We start from the raw sequence: 23687 nt of genomic DNA on the forward strand, positions 1-23687 counted from the left end.
ACGGTTTATTTGGAATAATTCTTATTTTTATATTTGCTTAAAATAGAAAAATAACATACTTGAAAGGGGGATAAATGCGTCACACCTCTAGTAGGTGTGTGGATTGAAATGATGTATTTAAGTATCAAGAGTTAACGCATTACCCGAAATTCAACTCTCACCTACCTTTGGACTATCGCCCTTCACAAGCTCGAGGAAGAATGATTATTTTAGGTAATGCGTTAACTGTATTTAAAACTTCTTGAAATATATAACGATATTATATAATATATAGGTATATTGTTAGTTTGTTTGATTCCGTTTATTCCCACACCTTATGTGTTGTGGTTGAGTTGTAGAAGCAAGTTGCGTCTTGTTTCAATTGTGAAAGGGCTTCTTTGAGCCGATTAGTGTATATATAGCTTATTTTGCTATGCACATTATTAATCGACTTGAAGAAGCCCTTTTTGTGTTGTTTTCAAGTTCGCAGGCAGGGTTATGTATCAAAACATAGCAAATTAAACAGTAGGGGAGATAAAACAAAATGAAAAAAGATTGTAGACACTTACGACTAGTACCAACAGTAGAGGAGCATAAAACACGAATAGAGACATATGAGATATATCAACAGAAGTCATACGCTATATCTACAATGTCATCTGAAACAAGAGGGAGATTAAATCAAATGCGAGGTTGTTTCGAGGCTGAAATTATATTACCAGATGATAAATTTCAATACTTTAAACCACATGCTATTCATGAAAAGGAAGCAGCTCACGAAATCGCTTTATTTATTGAAGGCATTCAGGAAGTAAAAGAAGGATACGTAATCTTATGGCGCTTTGTCGGTCAACAAAGTTTTTATAATGGCACAAAGATTGTAGCTGAACCAAAGTTTCGTAAAGTCATGCGTAAAGTAAAAGATTTCTTTTTTTATGATGATGACAGTGTTTATGAAACAGAAAAGTAAAAGGAATAGGGGATAAAATGATGAAAGAAGATATTTGGCGCGTGTTAAATGACCCAAAGGAGAAGGAAGCGAAAGAACCATCCGATGAACAAGATGATATTTTTGCTAGTTTGGATGAAATTCCGGAGATTACAGATGAACAACTACCATTTTAAAAGATATATGAAACAAGTCGAGGTAGTGTATAGAGGGTAAAAGGAAGAACTAAGTGATGTATATACTTGGATCTTCCTTTTTTTATTGCAAAAAGAACTTTGGAGGGAAATATATAATGCGTATAGGTAACGATTTAGCGGCGGGATATTATCCAACACCACTAACAGAAGGGAAACATTTAATAAAGCTATTACAAATGGAATCAGAGCGAGCTTATGCTTGCTTTGATCCATGTTGTGGAGAAGGAACAATTTTACGAAGTTTTGCAGACGAGGTGAAGCAAGTTGGCATACAACTTGATACATATGGTGTGGAATTAGAAGCAAATCGGTATGACAAAGCAAAAGAGCAATTAGGTGTAGCGGTACGCTCAAGCTTTGAGAACATGATGATTAGTCATGACTATTTTCCGCTTATTTTTTTAAACCCTCCTTATAATACGGAGCTTCGTACAGAAAAAGCAAACTCAGAGAAAATGGAATTCAACTTCCTAAAGCGTGCTCACCTATATTTACAAGATGGTGGGATGATGGTGTATGTCATTCCGTATGATCGTTTTGCAAGAGATGATATTAGCTACTTCTTAGCTAAGAATTACGAGGAAATAGGATTAATGCGTTTCGGTGATGATGATGATGATGAATTCGAGCAATTCAAACAATTTGTCTTTATCGGCCGTAAACGTGCAAATACGAAAAATGATACATATTTTAACGATCGATTTGCTAATTTTTGTGAAAATATGTCCGACCTTGCTTTCGTAAGAAAACATGTGAATACATTAGCGCAAATGGTGAATCGTAAAAGTTGGATTATACCTGAATTGCATCATCAGAAAAAACTCATTTTTACATCAAGGGTGGACTATAAAAGTGCTTATGAAGGAGTGGGGAAATCGGAAGGTATCTCGACATTCAAAAAGCGTTTAAATAGAGGGAATGGTTACTCACTTCAAGCTGAGAAAACAGCTGCTGAAAGAGCAAAAATGCCGATTGCTTCTGGACAATTAGGACTATTGCTGATAACAGGTGTGGCAGATGGTTTGCTTGGTGAAGGCGATACACTCCATGCTGTTCGTGGATCTGAAAATGTGTTTTTTGAAACTTCATTCGAGCAATTGGAAAAAACAACGAAAGAAGTTGTTTTACAAAAACGTCGCGCTAAATTTATCATTGCAACGCCAAAAGGTGAAGTCAAAGAACTTGTCTAGGAAAGGAAGAGGGCTATGTCTGTACTATTAGGAATAGTAGCATTATTTATCGTATGGGAATTTAGCAATCGTATGTTTCGTATTGCTATTGTTCTAAGCGTCATTTGCTTATGTGCATCTCAATTAGGTGCAGGTACACATTTGGTAGTGTTAGAGCAATTCTCACTGTTCCAAGGTGCAGGTGATATGCTACATGCGGCTGAACAATCATTATCAGAGTGGAAACAGTTTATAGATTTTCAAACAAAAATTTGAATGAGTAGGACATGAAACGTATCGAATAAGATGCGTTTTTTATTTTTAGGAGGGAATTTTATGATAAACGATATGATTCAACAACATACATTTGACCAGGAACAAACACCAGCGATGTTGCAATTAGAGACGGCTACTGCTTCACATACTGCTTTTTGCTTTGCTATGGCAGTAAATCGTCATCACCAAATACAATTTGCAGTATTAGGAGGGAATGACAGTACATTAAAGTCATTCCGAGCAGTCATATCAATGGGTACACGTCACTTGTATTTTGGAGAGGGACAAAAAGAAGAATTATATTATGCGTTAGGTAAAAAAATGAATGTAATTTCGACAGGACAATTTGAGTTTATTAATACACAAACAACAAATAGAAAAAAGGCGATTATTGTATTTTCTAAGGAAATAGAAGAAAAGTATATTGTTGCAATTGACGAAGCACCAGAAATGCAAGTAAGAGACTTCTTAATGGCTCCGCCGTACGGCTTGCCGATTTTAGAAGAGTGGGCGAAGCCAATTTATGAGGAGATGCTAACAAGAAATCTATTACAACCATTAGAGGTGTATTTCGATAAGAATGAGTTTACTTCTCTAACGATTGCACAAGTCGTACTAAAAGAAGAGGATTGTAAAGAGTTTTTATCAGAAATGATTCGTTCTGGAAAATGTCAATTTCCGCAAGAGGGTACAGGTGAAAAAATCAAGGAAATCAATGATTTAAATGAATATCTATTGGAATATTCACCTGTCATGCTTGATAAGGTAACAAAACTAGATGAGCCTTTACATCAACCGATGAAAGACCAAGCATTATCCCATTTTGATACGTACCAAAGACCATTATTCCCTGTACAAGCACATGTAGCAACAGGTGCAGCAAAAGCATTACAAGTGCAAAAAGGAATCATTATACAGGGGGAAATGTCGTCCGGAAAAAGCGCAATCATGACAGCTACAGTAGATGGATATTTCCATTTGACAGGGCAAAAGGGTTATCGTACCTGCGTATTTGTTCCACCGACTCTTACTGAGAAGTGGGCAAAAGAAGAAATACGACACTTAATACCAGAGGCAGAAGTACATCTGATTAAACGTACAGAGGATTTAATTCGTATTCATCAATCTTGGATTCAGGCTGGAAGACCAAAGCCAGAAAAACCAACCTTCTTTGTCATTAGTTTTACAACGATGCGAGGGGATTCTATTAAACAGATGCCATTATCTTATAAGCAAATTGTACTTTCCAAGAAATCGGTGGAAGAGGTGCAAAGTTATTATAAGAATGGCTTCTATTGTCCGGATTGTGGGGCTAAGTTACGTAAAAAGACTTCTTCTACCATGGTCCAAAAGGTTAATGGCGAACAACAAGAAGTTTGTCAGTATAAAGATTTTACAGCTAGTGACTTAGATTCAAAGACGAATAAAAACAGTGTATGTGCCGATTGTCAGTCTCCTATTTGGAGTCCAAAAGTAAAAACGAAATATGCGAGTTTTAGAGATTGGACGAAATATGAAAATAAATTAGTGCAAGCAATAAAAGAGGGAAATAAACCGTTGCAAAGACAACTAGAATTAGAGAATCGTGTAAAACCATATGATGCGAAACACACAGGGCGAGCATATCGAAAGGTAGCTACTGTTGAGTATATTCGTAGGAAAATGAAACACTTCTTTGATGCTCTTATCGTTGATGAAGTCCACGAATGTGTGACACGTTACCTTATAAGTGTCGCTTGATTGATACGAAATAGGTGGCCTAAAAGTATTTTAGGTACAACTGATATACCGATGTCAGGAATGAAAGCCGTCATGTTGAGCTGAAACTGACCGTCTAATACTCCTACATGCATTTATCTTGATAGAGATACATTGCGTTATGTATGAAACTAGGTGAAGTCGGCTGAATCTAATTCTAAAGCCACTCTTACAGAGAAGGTATGGTTAGAGATAGGCCGGGACGCTATAAAATACCTATGATGAGAATGTTCCATGGGGAACTGACGAAGACTGCGAATGTACGCGCCTAGAGGACTAAAGAATGGGAAACCTTTCTTGCTACTTATGTAGTGTGAGATACCGATGAGTAAGATTATTCGTTATGAAAATCGGGATAGTCAACAAAGAGACTATAAGGCTCACAGGTGTAAAGCAGCCATCTAAGGGTATATGTAAAGCTAGGTATATTGGAACGTGGTAAGCAGCCAACTTCTATACCAAACACCTATCAGTGGGAAGTTCACTATAAGATTCAGTAATGAATCGAAATGTGTTTATGGTTGTGAAAGTAGGGTCACAGTACCGTTGAAGCTATGAAAACATAGTGGAGGGATAGGCCCAAGTCTAGTTTTACTAAAAGAAATTCGAGTTAGAGTTGTAGCTCATATTTCGGGTAAGAAGGTGAGTTGGAAATCACTTGGAGGAGCTGATTTCTACACCAATGAGCGCGATAGCAAATCGACATAAACAATACTACGACTTCACAGGAATACAGAATGATTTATTCCAAAGAAGTCGTGAGGGTACTAAGAATTTCAAGAACCTACTAGAGATTGTCATTTCGGATGAAAATATCTTATTAGCATATCGGCAAGTTAAATCAAACACCGGTTCAAAAACCCCGGGTACTGATGACCAAACAATTTTGGATCTTGCTAATACTAATCAAGATGAGTTCATTCATTATATGAGAGAACTAGTGTTAAACTACAAACCAAAATCGGTTAGACGTGTATGGATAGATAAAAATTACTCAAAAGGGAAAAGACCTTTAGGTATTCCTTGCATACAAGACAGAATCGTCCAAAAAATGTTCCTGAACGTTCTCGAACCAATATGCGAAGGGAAATTTTACAATCATTCTTATGGATTTAGGCCAACACGTACTACACGACATGCGGTTGCAAGAGTTCAAACATTAGTAAATATCAATAAATATCACTACACGGTTAATATTGATATAAAAGGTTTCTTTGATAATGTAAATCACTCTATTCTTCTTAAACAAGTCTGGAATATTGGCATAAGGGACAAACGAGTAATCGCTGTAATTAGCAAAATGCTTAAAGCACCGATTAAAGGAGAAGGTATACCAACAAAAGGCGTACCACAAGGTGGAATTCTTTCACCGCTGCTATCTAACATTGTCCTTAATGACTTAGACCAATGGGTAGCTGATCAATGGGAATGCTTTGAAACAAGGTACCAATACTCCGTCAACTATTCCAAATACGTTAACCTTAGAAGAAATTCTAAACTTAAAGAAGGATTCTTAGTGAGGTACGCAGATGATTTTAGAATCATGACTAACACTCACGATTCAGCGGTTAAATGGTTTCATGCAGTAGTTGATTTTTTAAATAAAAGATTAAAGCTTGAAATCTCACCAAATAAATCAAAAATTATTAATCTTCGAAAGAGGTCTTCTTCCTTCTTAGGTTATAAATTTAAAACTGCTATCAAGGAGAACAAAAGGGTATTCTTCTCGCATATAGATGATGACAAACAAAAACAAATCATCACGAAATTAAAAGAAAGAATCTATGAGATACAAAAGCATCCTTCGGCCGGCAATGCAAATCTTTACAATTCAGTAGTATTAGGAGTCCAAAATAATTTCCAATATGCTACTCACATTGTTCAGGATATGAGCGACATTGAATATAGGGTTTTACGAACTCTTAACAACCGACTGAAAAAGATTGCATGGTATGGCAAGCCCAATGAACTTCCGGAGAAAGGGGCATACCTAAAGTTTTACAAAAATACACGTAAAACATACAGGGTAGCAGGTGTATATCTTTTTCCTATAGGACAGGTTACAACAAAGAATAATCTAAATTATTCACAGTCCATTAACCCCTATACAGATGAAAAAGTATTCGATTGGGATAAAGAACTTACCGAGCTGATGAAATCCAGACTTCCTAATAGGAGCATCGAATATATGGACAATAGACTATCCAAATATTCCGCACAAAAAGGGAAATGTTTTATTACTGGATTACCGCTTAAAGCTAGGGATGTTCACTGTCATCATAAGAAACCCACTTTCCTTGGTGAAACAGATGAGTTTCAGAATCTTATCATCGTTCATAAAGATATCCATACACTAATCCATGCATCACTAGAAGGCACCATACTAAGGTATGTTAATAGATTCCGATTGCACACAAAACAAATTGAGAAAATCAACCAACTCAGGAAGCTATGTAAACTCGAAAGAATTACTATTAGATAAAACTAGAGGGAACGCCGTATGAGCTGAAAGGTTCACGTACGGTGTGGAGCGGGGGAAAAGGTGGAGATTACTTCAAAACCTTACCTATCGCTATTAAAAAGTGAGACAGCACAAGGAACGGCTTTAGGAAGTTTAGCGAAGGTTTGTACGAAATTTGTAGCGGGTACAGGTACGTTATTTGGCGGTAAAGCGAGCGATGTATTTTATACATTATGGCGTTTATTCCCTCAAAAGATGGTGAAGAGTGGGTTTGAATATAGTTCTTTAATGGAATGGAATGAAACCTACGGAAACATTGAGAGAACATATTACCATGATGGTGAAGTTGTATCCAATGTAGCTTCGCGTGGTGCACAAGGAATGCTAGATAAAACTAAAGTAGTATCTGGTATTTCACCGTATGTGTTTACCCAATTTTTAATGGATACAACAATAAATGTACGTTTAAAAGATGTATGGCCAAATCCAGTTGAGCTAATCAATGTACCTACGATTCTTGTTGATATGTCTGAAGAGCAAAAACAAGCCTATGAGCATATGAAAGAGTCATTTGAAAAAGCAATTGAGGCAGCGAAAGGTACACCAGATGTCGGAAAATTGTGGCTTTCTTATATTCGTACAGGAAATGCATACCCAGATAACATGAATCGTTATCCTAACTATTACTTAGATGGGAATGAAAAAAATGTTGTTTGGTCTAATGCAGAATATAGATTCGATGAGGATTGTATGCAGCCGAAGGAGAAGAAATTGCAAGAAATATTGCATACTGAAATCTCTGAAGGTCGTCCAACTATCATTTATGTATCTGATACAGGATCTACAGTGAAAGAGCGAGACATTCAGCCTCGTTTACAGAAGGTTACAGAGCAAGTACCTGGTGCGAAAGTAGCTATTCTCCGTACCAATACAGTTACTCCGCCAAAACGTAGTGAATGGCTAAAAGAGCAAGTAAAAAACGGTGTGAATGTAATCATTTGTTCGCAAGAACTTGTGAAAGTTGGCCTCGATTTATTGGCAACACCGACCCTGATTTTTTATCAATTATCATTCAGCTTATTCACATTAAATCAAGCAGCAAGAAGACATTGGCGTATTGGTCAAACCAATCAATGTAGAATATTCTACCTTGGATATCGAGAGACTTTCCAAGCGCAAATGGCACAGTTGATAGCTCAGAAGAATAAAGCTTCTGAAGCAATGAATGGTGATGCGACAAGTGATGGTTTAAATGCAATGCTCGGCGATACAGGGGATTTACAGACTTTATTAATTCAAAACATTAAGAGTGGGAACCAATTAAAAGGCTCAACAGAAGAATGGACAAAAGCGGCATCAGAAGAATCGAAACGAGTTCTTGCAAATATCGGTAATGTGATTACACCTGTGTTTGAATCGATTGAAATTCAATTTACGAACTGGGTGGAAAAATTACCAGGAACAATGGATGTTGCATTTATGAAAGATGCCCAATTTGTACAAAAGGCTGTTGAATTTATTCAACAAGGGAAAGTACCTGGTGTTCAAGTGAAGAAACGTGAACTTGAAATAGATGGAGAAGTAGAAGGTATCATTCGTACATTAACAACGCTGAATACAGATAAGCGTATGCTGGTTCAAAAACAAGATATTGCATTCTGGGATGAAGTGATTGTTGAAGTGGATACTGCTAAAAAGAAAGGGAAACGAAAAAGCAAAGTAATCGAGGGACAGTTTGAGTTCGATTTATTTGCATAACCGAGAGGAGAAAATCATGTTTACAACGATTTTTATCGCTTTATTTTGTTATATGTTTTTTGTAGTTCGCAAAGTCAGAAAAAACATGCTAATAGAAGAAGCAAAGAAAAAAGAAATAGAACAGGCACCGGTGGAACGTCCCGTTTATTGGTGCCCGCGAGAAAACAGACCAATTGGTAGAGAACAAGAGCGTGTTACTGCTTCTACGAAGGAAATCACCTTAGAAAAAGATGTAGCAAGTATATATGATTTAGTTGCTTCGTCGGTTCAAATGAATTTAGGTGAAGAAGAAAAAACGTTAAAACAGGACAAGGAAGTTGCAAAAGAAGAGGAGTATGCTGAAGATTTTCACCATACTCCTGCTTCTGAAGCAGTATACGATATCCTTTTTCCTGGCGATGAGGATATACCAGAGGAATTATTAGAATATGAGGAGACATTTCTGGAACTAGAACAGTTGCCGATCCCACTAGAAACAGAGCATATCGTTCCTATTCAACAAGGAGTATCAGGGGTAGATGATATGAATTTGGTAAAGTGGACTGTAAAAGTAATAGGACGAGAACAAGGACTGACACGTGTGATGAATATGTCTAATAGGAAGCGCTATTGGATACATACAGAGGGAGAGATATTACCAGAAAATAAACTAATGTATATAGAATTAGAGGTCGATTCACCGTATTCCTATACATTAGTTGGGTGGAGTGATAGACAACTAGGGAGTATATAAATCTATTTCCTAGTTGGTATTTTCTTAGTTATATAGCATTAAACACACTAGGTTCTCACTCATTTGTACAAGGACAAAATTTTTTTGTTTTTGTACAAATGAGTGGGACAGAACGATTCACCATATAAGGATATTCGACTATAATGAGAAATTGTACGTCATTGTAATATTAAAATATTCTAAGGTTAAAGTGATTATTAATCTTAAAATATGCGATTTGAGAACTCGTTGTAATATTACAATGCTTCATATACATGAGATTGTATTTAAGATTATTATATTAAAATTACTGGAGGCTGATGAAATATGATAATAGATCATATGAGCAACAATGTAGTGGAAAAATTAGAACAGACGGTGCGCTACGAAAAGAAACAAGTAAAGGTATTGCGTGTAAGTAAAAGTAGTTCAAATATACACGCTTACATGATTTTCCCGGAATTCTCAGAGGTTAAAATTTCAAATACCGAACTGGATGAATATATAGAAAACCTATCAACAAGCGTGAAGTATGTCATTGATCGCAAGTTGAGTCAACAAGAAATTGAAAAACAAAATCATTCTTTCATTATGACGTGTGCAGTTGAGGAAGATGGTGTGATAGATGATGAAACTCTTCATTTTAATACGACTTATGTCAAACCACCAACGATTGCAAATAAAGTATTTAAGTTAGTGTGTGGATTAGGCAATCGTTTAGATAGCTTAAAAGAGTTACATATTACAGTATTAAATAATAATATTAATCGGATTGAAATTGAATTTTATAATGAAAATGAAACATACATGGCAGTAGAGAAGGAAGAAATCGCAAATGCAATTATGGGAGCATATACAAAAGCAAATATCTATTACTCAGCAGATCTCTATTATGTTGCAGAAGGAAATCAAATCAAATTAAAGAGCGTTAAACCAAAATTAGCGGGTGATGTGTGATGAAACAAGAAAAAGGGATGATAGGAGTCTTATGTACGCTTGTTTTGATGGTTTTACTTCTTATCCCCTTACAAGCAGCTCATGCATCTGTAAAAGTGGACTTTAATGAATTAAAAGGGAATGATGTATCGTCATCCTTTAAAGAGGGATTAAACAATCGAACCAAAACACCAGAGAAGGATGATTCATTCGGTTCATCATTAATACAAAAAATTGAGGGTATGTATGCACCTGCCTTTAAAGTAGGGGTAAATATCTTTTCTATCTCTTTCGTATTAGGCGTTATTGTCATGGTTATGGCATTAATTACGAAGAATGGTCAATGGATGAAGTGGGCGACAGGGAGTATGATCTTTTCATTCGTTAGTATGATGGCGATGAGACTAAGTGTGTACTTCTTATTCAGTTCCGATGTAGTATCGTTTATGAACATCTTTACGGATTTTTTAGACCTGTTTAAATCAACAGCACTTATTTTTACACCATTTATGTTAATTGCAGGTATTCGTTTACGAAAAATTCATGAGAGTACGAAACAACCTGAGTATTATCGTTGGTCCAATCGTGTCATAACGGGATCGTGTTTACTTTGTATGTTAGCCGTACTCGCTCCATGGCTATTTGCGAATATGTAAAGAAACACATATAAGAGGAATGAAAAAGGTACTGAATCTATATTCAGTACCTTTTATCTACCCATATGATTTCTTCGTTCGTATTCTTCAAATACTTCCGGTGATATAGGAGATAATATGCCACTTAGATATACAGCTGTATATAAAAAGTATTGTTCATCTTTTGTTCGAACTGTAAGAGTGCCGTGTTCCTCGTTATTGGGGATAATTCGTTCAATTTTCAGTTGTTTTTTGTCGCAAATAATCGCTTTTAAACTATATAAATTATGTACCGGTAATCGTTCAATATACAAGCAACAGCGTTCTAATAAAAATAGAATAACAGTCATTTGTAGAATGAAAGCAATCTTTAATAGAGTTGGTATGGGTGCGAATAATACTAGAAATATAGAGACTAAGAAAATATTTAACTTTGAAAACCACTTTTCGTATTGATTCAAAGAAATAATACTTTTCTTGTTTTGGAATACCTGGAACCTCGTTATAAGGAAAAGGAGAGAAAAGATTCCTTCGTAGCTAAACCAGGATTTCCATTCTGTATCAGTAATTTCAAGCAATATATATATGATACCGGTAGATACAACCAGTGGTACCAACTGTACCAAACTAAATAGTATGGTATGTTCTAACATTCTTTTATTGTAGATACGATTAGTTATTGAATCCAAGTTTCTTAACTCCTTCTGCAATTTTCATGATGACACCACCAATAAGTAGATGGTATTCGCCTATTCCTTTCTCATTTACATACCAGCACATATAGTGTCTAATGCCTTCTTTTGCACCGTGATCATGTAGAGGGAAAGGAGATGCATATTTTTCTGATGACATACCATTATCACCGAAAGGAACCTGTTCTGCAAGCGTAAAGCGTATTTTAGAATCATTCACAATCCAACACCCAAAATCTTCTGCTCCATACCATATTGCTTCTTTATGGATGGGGTCAATAGAAGGTTTTGCTGGATAATTTTCAGCCAGTAGTTGTGCTTTCTCTTCACGAAGCTGCTGATGAATATGTGAATTCAATGGATCTTCGGTTCCTATTTCATATGTTTCCTCAAAATTTCCACACTCATAAGGAATGAGAGGATTATTTGAATCAGATGCTAATAGTAGACTGCAAGAATCCGATTTTGAAAGATAGTATACACAGTCTTTGCACGTAAAGAGATTTGAAAAGGCTGAATCTGTTTCTTGAACTGTTACGGTATTATCTACTACAAGTTTTAACATGTCTATCACAATCCTTTTTAGGCTAGTTCGTAAATTAATATAGACGTATCATATCATGATTATAATTAAATGTAAATATTTTCCAAATATAAATAACCTTATTTATTTTGAAAGGATTGTTTGTTTTGAAAAGAAATCGAGAATATATCGCTTTACGAAATTCCATTTTGATAGGTTGGTTACTCACACTTATCGTTATGGGCCTGTCAGTCTATTTTTCTTCCATTGTGTATTTATTAATCGGATGTTTCATTTTGTCGCTTAAATATGGATTAATGGGCACCATAAAGAATGTGGAAAAACGTTTACCAACCTGGGCTAACTTTGGTGTCATTGAAAAGCCAGTGAATCGAAGGGTGACAAGACCCTTTCAATTTCGGGGTGGGCTCATTGTTTCATTAGCGTTAGGATTCGTAGAGATGGTGATAAAAGGCTTATGTATTTCATATTTTATTTTAGGATTAGAAACACATGTATTCCGTTTAATGCGCAGAAACGCAAGAGTGTAAAAAGAAAGGGAGGATTTCATTATGAAAGTATTAATATTTGAATTAGTTCTCATTGCGATTCTGATTCCGTTGAATATCATTGTAAAAAAACATGTACCTAAATGGAAAGGGAAAGCCGGAGAAAAACTGGTGAAACGTATATTAAGTAAATTAGATCCTGAAAGTTTTTATGTGCTACATGATGTGACGGTTCATACGGAGTATGGTGATACAACGCAAATTGACCATATTGTTATCGCGGAAACAGGTGTATTCGTTATAGAGACGAAGAACTACGAGGGCTGGATTTATGGCAGTGAGAAATCAGCAAGGTGGACACAAGGCATTTTTAGAAAGAAATTCTCTTTTCAAAACCCATTTCGACAAAACTATAAACATACGAAAGCAATTGAATGGGTGATGGAACAACAGCTGCCGTGTATCTCTATTGTAGCGTTTCATCCGAAATGCAATCTAAAAAAAGTTAATGTACATTCAAAAGATAAACATATCTTATATTATTACAATCTGAAGAAATGTATTGAATCTTATACAGACATTCAGTTAACAAAAGAAGAGGTCCAGCATATCTATCAAACTATATTGCGAGCAAACATTACCGATAAAGATATAGAGAAGAAACATGTGGAATATTTACATAATAAGTTTGCAAAACAATAACGAATGGAGCAGGAGACATGATTCTTTATGTAATAGGTATTATAGCAATCTCTGTAATAGCTGTTCGCCTGAATATAAAATATTACAAGTTAAAAGGAGATCCGAAAGATTTCGTGACGAGAATAAATAAGTAGTTTTTAAATATCTAACTGGATAAATAAAATAAAAAAAGGCTTCCTTTTTAGGAGCCTTTTTTATACCTAATCATTAATAGTTGGTTAGCTTAATGCCTCTTCTATGTGACTTAGTAATGCGGTTAATAATGAAGCACTATCAATATCTTCATCTCCATATTTTCCATCCTCAACACAAAGAGATTCCATGGAAATTGTAATTATTTTGGCATTTCTAATTAGGTTGTAAAAGATATCATAGTCTTCGGGATGAATTGACCTTAACGTATGGAAATAATCTAAGTCAATATCAAGGATATATTCTTGAGTAAATTGATTATCTTGTATTAAACCTGGTACCATCTCATTTATAGTATTTAATTTATCTTCTAGGTAAATCGACTCTATTGCTTGGTCATAGTGTGGTTTTTTGCAGTTATCATTGCATGGGTCAGGATGTTCAGTTTGATTACCAATCCAACATTTTCTATCAAGAATGTACATGCTATCTGTAGATTCATGATAACCTTCTGGTGCTGGGACTTCAAAATCTTCTCCAGGTGAAATACCTAACATTTTAAAATTAAATGCTTCTATTCTTTTTTCCTCTTTAAACGATATTGGTGTATCGCTGCATGCATTATAATTAATAATAAAAGCTTCTCTATTATGTTAGATTTAATAGCTGCATCGATATGTTCGTCATGCTTTAAGTTCCCGATTGCTGAACGTACAGGTTAATCCTCTTGTTTTTTCTTTTCCAGATTTCGGTGAATCCCCATGTCTCACCATATATATGAAAGTTTTCATAATTCCCTCCATTTTTCCAGGTTCCTATACAATTCCTTTCTCATATTAGCATATATATCCAATTCAGTCCCCTTAAAAATAACAGAAAACTGTGAATTTGAAATAAAGTCACGATATTTGTAAGAAAGACGCGAAGTTTTCACTATCCTCTGGTATAAAAAAGCGTTATTCTTTCTAAACAAGCTAGACTAGAAAGGATGATGTTTTTTGATATTTGAGGGTATTAAAATCTCCTGAGTTGATGGTTATGTATGGTGACCCCATAGCCAAAGAAGTAAGAAGATATTTAGAAGTGCATCAAATTTTGAGGAAGTGCTTGTGAACCGTATCTTAAATAAATGAGGTTTTGTATGTTCGATTTTTAAATAATACCCAAGAAGGAGTGGGTTGCAGTTATAGTAATACTCTATTTTTTGTATTTCTATAATAGATAAATTTTTTTAAAAAACAGAATTATCTTGACAGTTATTGAATGGATTGATAAGGTTATAAAAAAATATTTCTTATCCAGAGAGGTGGAGGGACTGGCCTTATGAAACCTCAGCAACAGGTCTGCTTAAGTAGACACTGTGCTAATTCCAGCGGGTGAAAATCCTGATAGATGAGAGCTTCCGTTTTTATTTGTCAGTAGCGCCCTCTTTTTTAGAGTGCGTTTTTGTTTTTTCTGGATAGTAACTAAAGGAGAGTAGAAATGGAGAACAAAAATGGGCAAGAATTTCAAAGGAAAATGCAAGCACGTCATTTAGTCATGCTATCACTTGGTGGGGTGATTGGAACTGGCTTATTCTTAAGCCCAGGTTACACTATTCAACAAGTTGGCCCGTTTGGAACAATTCTATCCTATCTGATTGGTGCGCTAGTGGTTTATCTAGTTATGCTATGTTTAGGAGAGCTTTCCGTACATATGCCTGAAACGGGCGCATTTCATAGTTATGCAGTTAAATACATTGGACCGGGTACAGGGTATACAGTAGCCTGGTTGTATTGGTTAACTTGGACTGTTGCTTTAGGTTCTGAATTTACAGCCGCAGGATTACTTATGAAGCGATGGTTTCCATCGATTAATGTCTGGGTATGGAGTGCTCTTTTTGCCATTTTGATCTTTGTATTAAATGTCCTGACTGTTAAATTTTTCGCCGAATCAGAATTTTGGTTTTCATCGATAAAGGTTATAGCTATTGTGATTTTTATTGTTTTAGGAGTAGCGGCAATGCTAGGGTTTCTTCCGATGACTCATTCAAAAGCAGCACCATTCTTTTCTAATTTTACAAGTGGAGGTTTATTTCCTCATGGTGCTACGGCCATTATAATGACCATGCTTGCGGTTAATTTTGCTTTTTCGGGAACAGAATTAATAGGCATTGCAGCTGGAGAAACAGTGAACCCGGAAAAAATGATACCGAAGGCCATTCGAACTACTCTGTGGAGATTGATCATCTTTTTTGTAGGAACGATTGTTGTTTTATCTGCGTTATTGCCTATTTCCGATGCAGGGGTATTAGAGAGCCCTTTTGTTGCAGTTCTTGAACGAATTGGGGTGCCATATTCAGCTGACATAATGAATTTCGTTATCTTAACAGCCATTTTATCTGCGGCAAACTCAGGCCTTTATGCCTCTTCTAGAATGCTTTGGTCGCTTGCTAATAAGAATACGATATCCCCGATTTTTGGAAAAATGACGAAGCAAGGTGTTCCAATCAACGCCGTCATTTTCAGCATGGTGGGTGGAGCTTTGGCTTTGCTCTCAAGTATTGTGGCACCAGATACTGTCTATATCGTACTAGTTTCCATTTCCGGTCTAGCAGTAGTTGTAGTTTGGATGAGTATTAGTGCTTCCCAGTTCCTATTTCGCAGACAATTTTTGAAAGAAGGAAATTCTGAAAAGGACTTGATTTATCGCACACCACTATATCCATTAGTACCAATTGCTTCTTTTATCCTTTGTCTGGCATCGTGTATTGGAATTGCATTCGATCCAACACAGAGAATTGCCTTATATTGCGGCATACCGTTTATTTTGTTTTGCTATGGAAGTTATTATTTAACAAAAAATCTAAAAAAGAGGGGCGTAGATTATGTCGAACAAAATCAACCCAATTGATGCTATTTTATCCCAACATTCCATTATGCTTCTTGACGGAGCATTAGCTACAGAATTGGAGGCGCATGGATGTAATTTGGACGATCCCCTTTGGTCGGCACGTGTGTTACTAGAAAATCCGGAACTAATTTATCAGGTTCATTCGGACTATTTTCGTGCTGGAGCGGACTGTGCCATAACAGCAAGCTATCAAGCTACTATTAGTGGTTTTTCCGCGCGTGGAATACAAGAACAGGAAGCTTTGGAATTAATTAAGAAAACGGTGTTACTTGCAAGAAGGGCAAGAGATGATTTTTGGAAGGAAAACACGCAAACGAATAGGCCTAAACCATTGGTTGTTGCATCAGTTGGGCCGTACGGGGCTTACCTTGCAGATGGTTCAGAGTATGTAGGCAACTATGGTGTGACAGATAAAACATTAGCAGACTTTCACCGTTCGAGAATGTCAGCGTTAATCGAAGCAGGTGCAGATCTATTGGCATTTGAAACGATCCCTTCCCTGCAAGAAGCAAGAGTATTAGATACATTATTGCGTGAGTTTCCAGAAACATATGCTTGGCTTTCCTTTTCGCTAAAAAATGAGAAAGAGATTAGTGAAGGTATGAAACTCGTGGAGTGTGCACGAGCTTTTGAGAAAAGTGAACAAATTGTAGCAATAGGCATCAATTGTGCGCCAGTAACCGTTGTGACTGGTGCAATCCAAGAGTTGAGGGCAAACACCAAAAAACCGATTATTATTTATCCAAACTCTGGTGAAACTTATAATCCAGAAACAAAAACATGGCATGGTCATGAACAATGTAACACGTTGGATATTCAATCTGAAGAATGGTACCAAGCAGGTGCACGTTTAATAGGTGGATGCTGCAGAACGACACCTTATCACATTGAGGAGATATCGAACAAGTGGCGTTCTTCCGAGTTTTTCTATTCGAACGAAGCAAAACAGTAATGTAATGGATGATAATCTATCTTTATGTGTATTTTCATGATTTTGCTTGTTCAGGAATATACAGTTACGTCTAGTGGCACAAAATGTCTTTTCAGAGACACAAATGTGGATGGTAGCCTCGGGAATCCAGTGGACTTTTGGGTACCTTAGGTATGGAAAGGAATCAGGGAAAATAAAAACCGCTAGTTTAATAGATATGGTAGACAACATGCTGAATCTTTTAATGAAGATGTAGTTGATCCAATTGAAGGTGAAGGGGACCATTTATTCGCAATTAAAGTTAACGAAGAGGTTAATTTAGTTATTCAAAAAATAGTTCAATAACTATATGAAAATTTGTTGTGGTAAAAATCCTTGTTGTAGTAATAAATGTGGTCATATTGTTGTAAAAAAGGATAGATGTAAACAGGTATACTCTCCTGTTCATCTATCCTTTCCTTTTTACCTTATAAAATGTGTGACATTATATTCAATCGCATAAATATAGGATTTCATTACTATTTCCTTGATTTTTAATAAAACGATAGGGTTTATTTGGTATGCGTATTATTAAGAGTATGCTTCTATTTTAGGAATGCTTTACCCCACAAAATGAAAGTACACTTTGTTTCCATTCTTAAGTTGATGGGTATGGGGTCACTATACATATCCATCAACTTAAGAATTTTCTTTACCCCCAAGTGTTAAAAAAACGCCATCCTTTCCTATAAGTCTACAGAAAGAATAGCGTATTTTTTTATTTTAGGGGGTATTTTATTTTGTTAGGTTGATAGTGATGTGGTGCTACCCCTTATATAACTTTTTTTATTTTTTGCGGTGATTGTTTCGTTTGAGTAATGATATTCTCTTTTCGTAATTCTTTAAAGAGCGACGTGACCATAAGAACGACTACAATAGAGAATGGTAAAGCTGCTATGATCGCTGCAATTTGCAGTGCATTTAACCCACCAGCTTGCAAGAGAATGGCTGCAATAGCTGCAATTGTTAATCCCCAAATAAGCTTCAAACTGTTTTTCGGTGATAAGTTACCATTGCTTGTTTGCATAGCAACAACAAATGTTGCGGAGTCAGCAGAGGTAACGAAGAATGTTGCGACTAAAATTAGTCCAATAATGGTCAAAAATGTTGAGAATGGTAAATGCGAAATGACAGCGAATAACCCAATTTCGGTACCATTTTTCGCAATTTCATCAGCAATTCCAAGTGATTGGAACATTTCCATATGAATAGCTGTACCGCCAAAGACAGCGAACCAAAATGTACAAATGAATGTTGGGATTAATACGACGCCGATAATAAATTCACGAATTGTACGTCCGCGAGAAACACGGGCAATGAATGTACCGACGAATGGAGACCAAGAAATCCACCAACCCCAGTAAAAAATAGTCCAATTTTCAATCCAAGAAGAGGATTCTTTGCTAAAAGCACCTAAATTTAATCCCATGCTTGGTAATGCTCCAATATAAGAGCCTAGTGTGGAAGTAAAATACTTCATGATAAAGACAGTTGGCCCTAAAATTAAAAAGGAAACGAGTAATATTCCAGCGAGGGAGAAGTTTAAGTTACTCAAATATTTAATCCCACGATCTAAGCCAGTTTGTGCACTTGTTAAATAGAGTACAGTGAAAATGGCAATAAGTACGAGTTGTGTACCAATTGTATTATTAATAGAAGGGAATAAATAGCTTAATCCTCCAGCGATTTGTTGTGCACCGATTCCTACGGATGGTACGATTCCAAATACAGTTGCTAAAACAGCCAAAATATCTACTGTTTTTCCAATAGGAGAATGTTTCGATCGATTAAATAATGGAGTAACTGTAGCGCCAATTGTACTACCTTTTTGTTTTCGGAATGTAAAATATGCAATTGTTAGAGCGACCATTGCATAAAGTGACCAAGGGAAGAGACCCCAGTGGAAAAATGAATATTGCATAGCAAGTTTAGCGCTTTCCTCAGTTCCAGGTTCACCAGTAAGCGGTGCTCCAAAGTGTGAAATGGGTTCAGTAATTCCATAAAAGAGAAGTCCGATGCCCATTCCTGCTCCAAATAACATGGAAAGCCAAGAGAGGTAACTATATTGCGGTTTTTCATCATCTTTACCAAGACGAATGGAGCCATACTTTGAAAATGCTAAATAACCAGCTAAAACAATCATTGTGGTCATAAGTAGAGAGTAAAACCATCCAAACTTATTGAGAATAAATGCGTTTAAAGAAGAGGTAACACTTTGTAAATCATAGCCTTGTATCCAACTTGCTGGAATTACACCCCATATAATAAATAAGGTTGTAAGCAAGATGGAGATATAGAATACACTGTTTTCTTTTTTTATCATAGAATCCCACCTTTTATTTAATAAAGTTAAAAATTATATTAATAATAACAATGATAGGAATAATTGTCAAAAAATTCGTTTTTCATAAGTGATATTGGGTACAGCCAACGTACTAACATAAAACCCACGTTAAGAATTATTTGCACCGTAAAAATACTGTACATTTTTGTTACAATGCTTTGCTTGAATCGCCTACTGGGGTAGCACCACATCGCCATCAAGTTAAGATGAATTTGTATCCATATAGCGAAAAAATTGCTATTCTTTTTGTAGAAATATGCAGAAAGGATGGCGTTTTTTATGAATCTTTTGATTCAAGATGAACTCCAATTATTTGCTGAGGAATTATATCAATATTTTACTCCTTCATTTTTAGAAGGGCTTGCTAGAGAATTAGATTTTGTTCAACGAAAGCGTAAATTTTCAGGACAGGACTTAGCCACTATCTGTATTTGGGTGAGTCAACGGATAGCGAGTGATTCTTTAGTTAGACTGTGTAGTCAACTACATGCAGCTACAGGAACTCTTATTAGTCCAGAAGGACTAAATAAACGGTTCAATAAAAAAGCTGTTTGCTTTTTAAAACATGTTTTTTCTGCATTATTAAAAAATAAGATTTGTGAAACCTCAGTGATTCCAAGCTCTTCAATCACCTATTTTCAAAGGATTCGTATTTTAGATGCGACGATTTTTCAAGTGCCAAAACATTTAGCTAGTGTGTATCCTGGATCAGGTGGTTGTGCACAAACAGCGGGTATAAAGATTCAATTAGAATATGATTTACATAGCGGACAGTTTTTAAATTTTCAAGTTGAACCAGGGAAGAATAATGATAAGACCTTTGGAACAGAATGTTTAGCGACATTACGGCCTGGCGATCTATGCATTCGGGATTTAGGCTATTATTCACTGGACGATTTAGATCAAATGGACCAACGAGGTGTGTATTATATATCGCGGCTTAAACTAAATAATATGGTGTATATCAAAAATGAGTTTCCTGAATACTTTCGAAATGGGACAGTAAAAAAACAGTCTCAGTACATCAAAGTTGATTTAGAACACATTATGAATACCTTAAAACCAGGACAGGTCTATGAAATAACAGATGCTTATATTGGAAAGGATAAAAAACTATTTACACGCGTTATTATATATCGATTAACTGAAAAACAACTTCGAGAACGTAAGAAAAAACAAGTGTATACGGAATGTAAAACGTACTCAGAGAAAAGCAAACGATTAGTTGGTATAAACATTTATGTTACCAATACACCTTTGGAATGGGTTCCGATGGAACAAATACATGATTTTTATTCCCTCCGCTGGCAGATTGAAATTATCTTTAAAACTTGGAAATCCTTATTTCAAATTCATGATTGACACAATATCAAACGAGAGCGATTAGCTTTCCATATAGTTGGCACTCTAATCTCTCCTGTTTTACATGACGATACTGGTCTATTTTGAAGAGTGATTTCCATGTTTTAGAAACCGTAGTTAGTTATACGCTATATAAGTAGAAGATTTTATGAGCCACCAAGCTAAGTTTTCATATAACCCCTAAACGAAAATTTCCTTTCTCTACAGATAGTTCCTCTGAGAAGTCAGCTCATTTTTTTGTTTTGTGGGCATTTATTTTTTTTAAGTTGACGGGCATGTATGTTGAGGCCTATTATGTGAAATATTCCAATTTTGCATTTGGGAAAAACTTTTTCATATAAGAATAAAGATGATTTTTTATATCCTCCTCTTCTTCTTTTTGATAAATATATTTTCCAATTCCATATTTCCCCCATTTATATCTTCTTCTTTCTTCATCTAATTCTAATTTGGTCATAGGGTAGTTTTTTTCAATTACCCTCTTAGCAGGCTTTGTAAAACGATGTTGAATAAATTCAAATGTAATATCATCCCTTACATCGAGGGGTAATTCAGCATCAAGGCGTTCAAACATACGATAGTACCCGTCCTGCCAACCTTCATGTAGATAAATAGGAGCTACGATGAACCCTAGCGGATATCCTGCTCTAGCTATTTTTCCTGCTGCTTCAATTCGTTTAGCCAACGGAGAGGTCCCAGGCTCAAAGTTTTTAATAACATAATCGGCGTTTACACTAAACCGAAATCTTGTTTTTCCATTATGTTTTGCATCAAGCAAGTGATCCACATGGTGAAATTTCGTCACGAATCGTAATTTCCCATATTCCGAGGCTCCAAAATGTTCAATCGCTCGCTTAAGAGTATGAGTTAAATGATCAATTCCTACAATATCTGATGTACAGGAAGCTTCAAACCTTGTTAATTCAGGCTCACGACCCTCCATATATTTGTCAGCAGCTTCTAGAATTTCATCGACATTTACATAGGTACGGATATATGGCTTACTTCCCATGGTTGTTTGTAAATAGCAATAATGACAATGACCCATACAGCCTGTTGCAAAAGGAATAGCATATTCTGCTGAAGGCTTTGAAGTATCAAATTTCAGTGTTTTTCTAACACCAACAACAAGAGTAGACTTTGCTACTCTATACTTTTGGAAATCGTTTTCGCCTGGCAGGTCTCTCACTTGATTATGAGAAGTAGTATGCCGAATTTCAACATCCATTTTTGAAAATTTTTCATAAAGCTCTTTCCCTAACGGATAATCTAATGCTTTAGGTTCAAAGTATACAAGCTTAGGCATAAATGGTTTCATTCTAACATCCCCTCTGAAATATCCCCATAATAGTAGGTGTAAGCTTGATTTGCTTCTTCTTCAGTAGAATAAACAGCCATTTCATTTATTAGTGGATAATAATTTTCATAAAGAAATAATGCTAGTTCATTTGGCTTCTCAGGGTTATTAACAACTGCCGCTGCTTGTATATTGGCTACATCTTGTGTGTGGGGGTTTCGGTAAAAAACATAGACAATATCTCCAGCATAATAAGTTTTACTTTCGTTAGACAATTTCATTCCATCACCTTTTCTTTTTATAGAATCCACTGAGCAATGTTATTCATTACTAAAATTTTGCCTTTAGTGCGTATAATTATGTCTTCTTTATTATGGAAAAAATAGATGGACTTAACTAAATTTGTATAAAGGTGTTTTTGCCGATCCCCCTTTTCGAGGGATCGGCAAAAACACCCATCTTACATATTTTATAGAAAAGATGACATACTATCTATTAGCTATTACTTATATAGCAAAATTAATTGTTCATTCAATTGGCAGATAATACATATCTTTATCTGCCATACTCTTTTCATATGCTTTTAATTTTTTAAAACTTTAATGTTTGGAGGTTATAAAAATGAATTTTTCACATTCGAAAAAAGAAGAGAGTAGTAATTCTAAAAACTTAAAATCAAATACTACACAAATTGGACTTCAACCAGTAGAACAAGCCATGAATGGATTGTATGGAATGCCAGAAACTGATATTGAAGACAAAGAACATCAAAAAAAGGAAATTTGAAAAATACTTAGTATTTCAATATTACTTTTATTTTCCATACATATTTCAATTGTAATAAAAAACAAGGGAAATCAAAGTTCCCTTGTTTTTTATTACTCTTTATCCCCTGTATTTTGTTTGTGCTTATACGCACCCCTCGAATTCTCTGTTAAATCTACTATATCTGTTTCCTTACCAAATTCAGTACTATAATTAGGTTTTCCATATTCTTTACGATTCATCTCTTGATTCGCATCCTTCATTGGTTGAAACAACTGTGTTAAGCACATTAACCCACTTAGTCCAACAAGAGCAAAGATTACTCTTGCTAAAAAGGCATTTTGTCCACCAAATATTGTTCCTACTAAATCAAACTTAAAGAAACCAATTAGCCCCCAATTAATAGCACCAATAATAACTAAAGCTAGGGCAATTCGCTGTATAGTTCTCATTCACATAACACCTCCTTCAGTCTCAACTTTTAAAACAATGTACAGGAATACTCTGTATTCTTCCTGCTTGAATCGTTAGCTTTGATTTCCAATCAAAGTGATAGCTCATAATTCAACATAAATACATTCCAGTACCATAATATAAACTTTGACTAACATTTTAATATTTTTATTATTGTATACTGCTATAAGACTGCATGGTATTGCGGTTATCGGT

The 23687-nt window shown here is 35.5% G+C and carries 21 protein-coding genes, 3 pseudogenes and 1 riboswitch; of the genes and pseudogenes, 16 read left to right on the forward strand and 8 right to left on the reverse strand.

The genetic code is table 11. The annotated features are described in order from the left end of the window. The first annotated feature begins 523 nt into the window (after positions 1–523). From JFT89_RS10750 to JFT89_RS10790, 10 genes and pseudogenes are all read left to right on the forward strand, one after another. Positions 524–949, forward strand: a complete 426-nt coding sequence (locus JFT89_RS10750) for a DUF6018 family natural product bioysynthesis protein (protein ID WP_201039942.1) — start codon at positions 524–526, stop codon at positions 947–949. Between the two features lie 20 nt (positions 950–969). Further along, on the forward strand, positions 970–1104 hold the full coding sequence (locus JFT89_RS30490) for a hypothetical protein (protein ID WP_274606661.1): 135 nt from the start codon (positions 970–972) through the stop codon (positions 1102–1104). Between the two features lie 116 nt (positions 1105–1220). Next, positions 1221–2315 (forward strand): DUF6094 domain-containing protein, encoded by a 1095-nt coding sequence (locus JFT89_RS10755; protein ID WP_201039943.1) that lies wholly within the window; start codon positions 1221–1223, stop codon positions 2313–2315. Positions 2316–2330: 15 nt separating this feature from the next. Continuing rightward, positions 2331–2570, forward strand: coding sequence for a hypothetical protein (locus JFT89_RS10760; RefSeq protein ID WP_201039944.1), 240 nt, complete (start codon positions 2331–2333; stop codon positions 2568–2570). 60 nt (positions 2571–2630) lie between these two features. After that, positions 2631–4310 carry a hypothetical protein gene (locus JFT89_RS10765; RefSeq protein ID WP_201039945.1) on the forward strand — a complete coding sequence of 560 codons (1680 nt, stop codon included), beginning with the start codon at positions 2631–2633 and terminating at the stop codon, positions 4308–4310. A gap of 700 nt (positions 4311–5010) precedes the next feature. Beyond that, complete coding sequence (ltrA, locus tag JFT89_RS10770; protein ID WP_201040023.1) at positions 5011–6810, forward strand: group II intron reverse transcriptase/maturase; 1800 nt, start codon at positions 5011–5013, stop codon at positions 6808–6810. A gap of 93 nt (positions 6811–6903) precedes the next feature. After that, positions 6904–8547: pseudogene (locus JFT89_RS10775) on the forward strand (helicase-related protein); the annotation flags it as partial. Between the two features lie 16 nt (positions 8548–8563). Continuing rightward, positions 8564–9280: a transposase gene (locus JFT89_RS10780; RefSeq protein WP_201039947.1), complete on the forward strand. Its 717-nt coding sequence runs from the start codon at positions 8564–8566 to the stop codon at positions 9278–9280. Positions 9281–9586: 306 nt separating this feature from the next. Next, positions 9587–10216, forward strand: a complete 630-nt coding sequence (locus JFT89_RS10785; protein ID WP_201039948.1) for a hypothetical protein — start codon at positions 9587–9589, stop codon at positions 10214–10216. After that, on the forward strand, positions 10216–10851 hold the full coding sequence (locus JFT89_RS10790; RefSeq protein ID WP_002069133.1) for a hypothetical protein: 636 nt from the start codon (positions 10216–10218) through the stop codon (positions 10849–10851). Before JFT89_RS10785 ends, JFT89_RS10790 begins: the two co-directional genes overlap by 1 nt. A 53-nt stretch (positions 10852–10904) precedes the next feature. On the opposite strand, the gene JFT89_RS10795 is transcribed toward JFT89_RS10790, so the two are convergent. After that, positions 10905–11483, reverse strand: a complete 579-nt coding sequence (locus JFT89_RS10795) for a hypothetical protein (protein WP_201040024.1) — start codon at positions 11481–11483, stop codon at positions 10905–10907. A gap of 19 nt (positions 11484–11502) precedes the next feature. Then, the gene (locus JFT89_RS10800; protein WP_201039949.1) at positions 11503–12087 is read right to left on the reverse strand and encodes a hypothetical protein; all 585 of its coding nucleotides are present in this window, start codon (positions 12085–12087) and stop codon (positions 11503–11505) included. A 125-nt stretch (positions 12088–12212) separates the two neighbouring features. On the opposite strand from JFT89_RS10800, the gene JFT89_RS10805 reads away from it, so the two are divergent. Then, positions 12213–12596, forward strand: coding sequence for a hypothetical protein (locus tag JFT89_RS10805; protein ID WP_201039950.1), 384 nt, complete (start codon positions 12213–12215; stop codon positions 12594–12596). Positions 12597–12617: 21 nt separating this feature from the next. Further along, entirely contained in the window at positions 12618–13256 is a 639-nt protein-coding gene (locus tag JFT89_RS10810; protein WP_201039951.1) for a nuclease-related domain-containing protein, read from the forward strand. A 218-nt stretch (positions 13257–13474) separates the two neighbouring features. Here the strand turns inward: JFT89_RS10810 and JFT89_RS10815 are convergent, their stop codons facing one another. Both JFT89_RS10815 and JFT89_RS10820 read right to left on the reverse strand, forming a co-directional pair. Next, positions 13475–13945 carry a hypothetical protein gene (locus JFT89_RS10815; RefSeq protein WP_242488384.1) on the reverse strand — a complete coding sequence of 157 codons (471 nt, stop codon included), beginning with the start codon at positions 13943–13945 and terminating at the stop codon, positions 13475–13477. Positions 13946–14104: 159 nt separating this feature from the next. Further along, a pseudogene (locus JFT89_RS10820) lies at positions 14105–14179 on the reverse strand (histidine phosphatase family protein); the annotation flags it as partial. A gap of 500 nt (positions 14180–14679) precedes the next feature. Further along, a riboswitch (SAM riboswitch) is annotated at positions 14680–14787 on the forward strand. Positions 14788–14870: 83 nt separating this feature from the next. Here JFT89_RS10820 and mmuP point away from each other — a divergent pair. After that, positions 14871–16280, forward strand: a complete 1410-nt coding sequence (gene mmuP / locus JFT89_RS10825) for an S-methylmethionine permease (RefSeq protein WP_201039952.1) — start codon at positions 14871–14873, stop codon at positions 16278–16280. Next, entirely contained in the window at positions 16255–17232 is a 978-nt protein-coding gene (gene mmuM / locus JFT89_RS10830) for a homocysteine S-methyltransferase (protein WP_016096750.1), read from the forward strand. The genes mmuP and mmuM overlap by 26 nt, the downstream gene beginning before the upstream one ends. Before the next feature lie 790 nt (positions 17233–18022). Here the strand turns inward: mmuM and opuD are convergent. Continuing rightward, on the reverse strand, positions 18023–19573 hold the full coding sequence (gene opuD, locus JFT89_RS10835) for a glycine betaine transporter OpuD (RefSeq protein WP_016096749.1): 1551 nt from the start codon (positions 19571–19573) through the stop codon (positions 18023–18025). Positions 19574–19873: 300 nt separating this feature from the next. Between opuD and JFT89_RS10840 the strand changes: the two are divergent. Then, positions 19874–21031 (forward strand): annotated as a pseudogene (locus JFT89_RS10840) (IS4 family transposase); the annotation flags it as partial. A gap of 217 nt (positions 21032–21248) precedes the next feature. Here the strand turns inward: JFT89_RS10840 and splB are convergent. Together splB and JFT89_RS10850 are read right to left on the reverse strand one after the other, a co-directional pair. Beyond that, a complete protein-coding gene (gene splB, locus JFT89_RS10845; RefSeq protein ID WP_016096747.1) occupies positions 21249–22274 on the reverse strand; it encodes a spore photoproduct lyase in 1026 nt (341 codons plus the stop codon). Beyond that, positions 22271–22534 (reverse strand): transcriptional regulator SplA domain-containing protein, encoded by a 264-nt coding sequence (locus JFT89_RS10850; RefSeq protein ID WP_201039953.1) that lies wholly within the window; start codon positions 22532–22534, stop codon positions 22271–22273. Before JFT89_RS10850 ends, splB begins: the two co-directional genes overlap by 4 nt. A 340-nt stretch (positions 22535–22874) precedes the next feature. Here JFT89_RS10850 and JFT89_RS10855 point away from each other — a divergent pair, with 340 nt between their 5' ends. After that, a complete protein-coding gene (locus tag JFT89_RS10855; protein ID WP_002069111.1) occupies positions 22875–23039 on the forward strand; it encodes a DUF4021 family protein in 165 nt (54 codons plus the stop codon). A 92-nt stretch (positions 23040–23131) separates the two neighbouring features. Here JFT89_RS10855 and JFT89_RS10860 read toward each other — a convergent pair whose 3' ends face one another. Then, positions 23132–23470, reverse strand: a complete 339-nt coding sequence (locus JFT89_RS10860) for a DUF378 domain-containing protein (protein WP_002114654.1) — start codon at positions 23468–23470, stop codon at positions 23132–23134. Between the last annotated feature and the right edge of the window lie 217 nt (positions 23471–23687).

It is taken from the genome of Bacillus sp. TH25 (assembly GCF_016650935.1).
Lineage (GTDB): Bacteria > Bacillota > Bacilli > Bacillales > Bacillaceae_G > Bacillus_A > Bacillus_A mycoides.

Bases quoted from the DNA above. Each gene is read 5' to 3' on its own strand.
- JFT89_RS10750 (WP_201039942.1), top strand. From the start codon at position 524: ATGAAAAAAGATTGTAGACACTTACGACTAGTACCAACAGTAGAGGAG.
- JFT89_RS30490 (WP_274606661.1), top strand. From the start codon at position 970: ATGAAAGAAGATATTTGGCGCGTGTTAAATGACCCAAAGGAGAAGGAA.
- JFT89_RS10755 (WP_201039943.1), top strand. From the start codon at position 1,221: ATGCGTATAGGTAACGATTTAGCGGCGGGATATTATCCAACACCACTA.
- JFT89_RS10760 (WP_201039944.1), top strand. From the start codon at position 2,331: ATGTCTGTACTATTAGGAATAGTAGCATTATTTATCGTATGGGAATTT.
- JFT89_RS10765 (WP_201039945.1), top strand. From the start codon at position 2,631: ATGATAAACGATATGATTCAACAACATACATTTGACCAGGAACAAACA.
- ltrA (WP_201040023.1), top strand. From the start codon at position 5,011: ATGAGCGCGATAGCAAATCGACATAAACAATACTACGACTTCACAGGA.
- JFT89_RS10780 (WP_201039947.1), top strand. From the start codon at position 8,564: ATGTTTACAACGATTTTTATCGCTTTATTTTGTTATATGTTTTTTGTA.
- JFT89_RS10785 (WP_201039948.1), top strand. From the start codon at position 9,587: ATGATAATAGATCATATGAGCAACAATGTAGTGGAAAAATTAGAACAG.
- JFT89_RS10790 (WP_002069133.1), top strand. From the start codon at position 10,216: ATGAAACAAGAAAAAGGGATGATAGGAGTCTTATGTACGCTTGTTTTG.
- JFT89_RS10795 (WP_201040024.1), bottom strand. From the start codon at position 11,483: ATGTTAGAACATACCATACTATTTAGTTTGGTACAGTTGGTACCACTG.
- JFT89_RS10800 (WP_201039949.1), bottom strand. From the start codon at position 12,087: ATGTTAAAACTTGTAGTAGATAATACCGTAACAGTTCAAGAAACAGAT.
- JFT89_RS10810 (WP_201039951.1), top strand. From the start codon at position 12,618: ATGAAAGTATTAATATTTGAATTAGTTCTCATTGCGATTCTGATTCCG.
- JFT89_RS10815 (WP_242488384.1), bottom strand. From the start codon at position 13,945: ATGTTAGGTATTTCACCTGGAGAAGATTTTGAAGTCCCAGCACCAGAA.
- mmuP (WP_201039952.1), top strand. From the start codon at position 14,871: ATGGAGAACAAAAATGGGCAAGAATTTCAAAGGAAAATGCAAGCACGT.
- mmuM (WP_016096750.1), top strand. From the start codon at position 16,255: ATGTCGAACAAAATCAACCCAATTGATGCTATTTTATCCCAACATTCC.
- opuD (WP_016096749.1), bottom strand. From the start codon at position 19,573: ATGATAAAAAAAGAAAACAGTGTATTCTATATCTCCATCTTGCTTACA.
- splB (WP_016096747.1), bottom strand. From the start codon at position 22,274: ATGAAACCATTTATGCCTAAGCTTGTATACTTTGAACCTAAAGCATTA.
- JFT89_RS10850 (WP_201039953.1), bottom strand. From the start codon at position 22,534: ATGAAATTGTCTAACGAAAGTAAAACTTATTATGCTGGAGATATTGTC.
- JFT89_RS10855 (WP_002069111.1), top strand. From the start codon at position 22,875: ATGAATTTTTCACATTCGAAAAAAGAAGAGAGTAGTAATTCTAAAAAC.
- JFT89_RS10860 (WP_002114654.1), bottom strand. From the start codon at position 23,470: ATGAGAACTATACAGCGAATTGCCCTAGCTTTAGTTATTATTGGTGCT.